The organism is Moorena sp. SIO3H5, assembly GCF_010692395.1.
Classification (GTDB): Bacteria; Cyanobacteriota; Cyanobacteriia; order Cyanobacteriales; family Coleofasciculaceae; genus Moorena.
This window is the reverse complement of record NZ_JAAHHS010000580.1, coordinates 1-3682: the sequence shown is the minus strand read 5'-3', so window position 1 is coordinate 3682 and position 3682 is coordinate 1. Positions and strand designations below refer to the sequence as shown.

The following is a 3682-nucleotide window of genomic DNA, read 5'->3' as shown; positions in this document are numbered from 1 at the left end:
CAACAGGAACGTGTCCGTTGGTCGTTGTCTTGATGCAGTCGCTCATGGGGGGAAGCCCCGCAGGTCTGCTCTGCCTCCCAAAGACCCTAATGGTGCGTTTGACCCTTAATTAAATTCGCCACGGGTTGCACCTCTGCATGGCTTAAGTACAGGTTGGAATAACTACTCCGATGCTTCCGAGTGAAACGGGAAAGTCATCTGGAGTTACAGTAATTGTCCGGTTACGTCTAGGATTAATCCGTAAGTAGTGGCTGTTACCATTCAGAGGCAAGATTAGTGAAGAGCCCTTTGCACTGGCACCATGAAATCCATTGTTGAACAACTTAGACTTCAATTTACTCAAGCCTTAACTGCTGCCTTCGGTTCTGATGTGGCAGGGGTAGATCCAATGATGGTACCTGCCAGCAATCCCAAATTTGGTGACTATCAGTCTAATGTGGCCTTGGCTTTGAGCAAACGTTTGAAACAGCCACCAAGAGCGATCGCAGAATCTTTGTTGCAGTATCTAGATGTGGCTGAGATATGTCAGAGCCCGACTATTGCTGGTCCAGGCTTCATTAATTTGAGCTTAAAACCTGCTTACTTGGAAGAACGGCTAAGGGAGATTCAAACTGACCCACGTCTAGGAGTAGCAAGCGCTTCAGCCCCTCGACGGGTCATTGTTGATTTTTCTTCTCCCAATATTGCTAAAGAGATGCATGTGGGACATCTACGTTCAACGATTATTGGGGATTCGATTGCCCGGATCTTAGAATTTCGGGGTCAAAATGTACTGCGCTTGAATCATGTGGGAGATTGGGGCACCCAATTTGGGATGTTGATCACCTATCTCAGGGAAGCTTACCCAAGTGCTTTGACTACAGCTGATGCCCTGGATTTGGGAGATTTAGTCACCCTTTATCGGCAAGCTAAACAACGGTTTGATGCAGATGAGGAATTTCGGGAGGCATCTAGACTCGAAGTTGTTAAACTGCAATCTGGTGCAACGGATAGCCGCCGTGCTTGGCAACTACTGTGTGACCAATCTCGGCGGGAGTTTCAGATTATCTACGATTTGCTGGATATTCAGCTCACCGAAAGGGGGGAATCCTTTTACAATTCTTTCCTACCAGAGGTTGTGGACTATTTAGACAAGTCTGGCTTGTTAGTGGAAGACTCGGGAGCCAAATGTGTTTTCCTTGAGGGGTTTACAAATAAAGATGGTGAGCCTCTGCCCTTGATTGTGCAAAAATCTGATGGGGGCTATAACTATGCCACCACTGACTTAGCTGCACTGCGCTACCGGACTGAGCAAGACCAGGCTCAAAGGATTATATATGTTACTGATTCCGGACAAGCAAATCATTTTACCCAGGTATTTCAGGTTGCTCGGCGGACTGGTATTCTTCCGGAAAATGTTGAAGTCGTTCATGTTCCCTTTGGTTTGGTTCTGGGGGAAGATGGCAAAAAGCTGAAAACGCGGTCTGGGGAAACAGTGCGGTTGCGGGATTTATTGGATGAAGCGATCGCACGATCTGGTGCTGATTTGGAATCGAGACTCAAGCAAGAAGGTCGGGAAGAAACTGAGGAATTTAAAGACCATGTTGCCAAAGTCGTAGGCATGAGTGCAGTTAAGTATGCTGACCTTAGTCAAAATCGTACCAGCAACTATATATTCAGCTTTGATAAGATGTTGGCACTCCAGGGCAATACGGCACCATATATGCTTTATGCCTATGTCCGCATTCAGGGAATTAGCCGCAAAGGGGAGATTGATTTTGAGCAACTGGGAACCGATGCCAAAATTTTGTTGCAAGAAAACGCAGAATTGGTGCTAGGGAAGAAGTTATTACAACTGAATGAGGTTCTTGGTGAAGTTGAGAAAGAATTGATGCCGAATCGCCTTTGTCAGTATTTATTTGAACTGAGCCAGAAGTTTAATCAATTCTATGACCAATGCCCTGTACTGAAAGCCGAAGAACCCAAGCGGACATCCCGTCTGCTGCTATGTGATTTGACTGCTAGAACTCTGAAACTGGGATTGTCTTTACTGGGAATTCAGGTACTGGAGCGGATGTAGTAACGTTAAGCCATCAGCGATCAGCCTTTGACCTTGGCTGATCGCTGAATACTTACGTCAGCTAGTTCACGACACTAGTGTTCGAGCCCCAGGGTGAGATAATGGTTTGGTTTTGACCACAATTTCTACATCTTGACCCAAAGCGTTTAACAATCCTCGCTATCCATCCCCACCCTTTTTAGGGTGGGGATGGATAGCGAAAAAACAACTAATAGCGAATTGTGTTATAATAAAGATGGTTGCTGACCCGCCTGACTGACTAAAAGGCTACCTTACAAATGGTCTGATTTCTGATCAATTAGTCAAACCATTAGGTGTACAAAGTACTAGCAGAGCTCAGGGAAGAGGCAAGCCCCGGCTGGTTGACCATAGAGTCGTAATTCCAAGGTGAGTCTGTCGTAAAATTTATACGTCTGCGGAAGGTGGATGTCTGCCTGTGGACGCTGAGTAAGACCGTATTGCAGCAGGCGCGCGCCTCCTAGGCCGGGGAACCAGGTCTGGGGTCGCGCCTCTGTTTGAGGCGTCGGCGGATGAAGCGGGAAGCCCTATTGACGAATAAGACCGTCCCTGGTTGAGTTGAGATTGGAAGCCCCAGCCTCAGCTAAGCAGGCTGGGGTACTTCACGAAGCGAAACAGCTGCACAATTGAAAAACCCGCCAACTTACCATTGATAAGTGCGGACACTTTAGGCTGATCTACTCCTAAAACCTTTGCCGCCGCAGCTTGTGTCATACCCTGGTTGGCAATAATACTACTAATCTTACGAGCCAGTTCTGCTTTAACGATTAATTCATCAGAGTTTTCTAAACCTAAATCGGCAAACACATTACCACTACTAGCTTGTACTTCAATTTCTTTTACCATAATTACTACCTCTAAGATTTGCTCGACTCGACGATATAGAGCCATAATCTAACTGGCTGAATCAGCAAAACTCAGCCAGTTTGGAACATTCTCGTCCCTAGGCGTGATCGGGGTGTTCTTGTCTTAGGGGTAATTCAACCACTCAACCGACCACAGAACTTCGCACTGTCCAGTATCAATAGATTGTAGCGATTTGAAAATTAGTGAGTAAAGGATTTAACAATCGCTATAAGTTAGCAATAATTTGCTTCTGATATTCCTCCTCACTCATCATCTCTTGGGTACTCTCCACTCGGTCTAAAAATACAATTCCCTCAAGATGGTCATATTCATGTTGGAATATTCTAGCTACAAAGTCTGTGAATTGTTGCCGCTGATACTCACCATACCGATTAGTATACTCCACCTCAATTCGACTATACCTGGGTACTAACCCTCGAATTCCGGGAATACTCAGACACCCCTCCCAGTCCTTAACCATGTCAGTGTCATGACTAATAATGGCAGGATTAATCATAGCCGTTGGTTCCATCAATGGTGCGTGGGGATACCTTAAATTCGGACGAGACGCTACGATAAACAAACGATAGGATTGAGATACTTGGGGTGCTGCAATGCCAACCCCATTGGCCGCTGTAGCAGTTGCTATCAGGTGATCAATCAGTTGTTGAAGGCGTTCATCTAGCAAATTATCTACTCGCTGAGTATGCTGCCGTAAAATCGGGTTGCCTAACTGAGAGACCCCCCCCCCCCCCCCCC

Annotated in this window: 3 protein-coding genes; 1 reads left to right on the top strand and 2 read right to left on the bottom strand. The window is 46.3% G+C overall.

Translation table 11 applies throughout. From position 1 onward, the window contains the following. Nucleotides 1–301: 301 nt before the first annotated feature. Nucleotides 302–2059 (top strand): arginine--tRNA ligase, encoded by a 1758-nt coding sequence (gene argS / locus F6K52_RS33860; protein WP_293089188.1) that lies wholly within the window; start codon nt 302–304, stop codon nt 2057–2059. A gap of 597 nt (nt 2060–2656) precedes the next feature. Here the strand turns inward: argS and F6K52_RS33855 are convergent. Continuing rightward, a complete protein-coding gene (locus F6K52_RS33855) occupies nt 2657–2923 on the bottom strand; it encodes a helix-turn-helix transcriptional regulator (protein ID WP_293045837.1) in 267 nt (88 codons plus the stop codon). A gap of 226 nt (nt 2924–3149) precedes the next feature. Next, nucleotides 3150–3682, bottom strand: a 533-nt coding sequence (def, locus tag F6K52_RS33850) for a peptide deformylase (protein WP_293089185.1), incomplete at its 5' end; no start/stop codon positions are given.

Coding starts and splice junctions, on each gene's coding strand:
- argS (WP_293089188.1), top strand. CDS start 302: ATGAAATCCATTGTTGAACAACTTAGACTTCAATTTACTCAAGCCTTA.
- F6K52_RS33855 (WP_293045837.1), bottom strand. CDS start 2,923: ATGGTAAAAGAAATTGAAGTACAAGCTAGTAGTGGTAATGTGTTTGCC.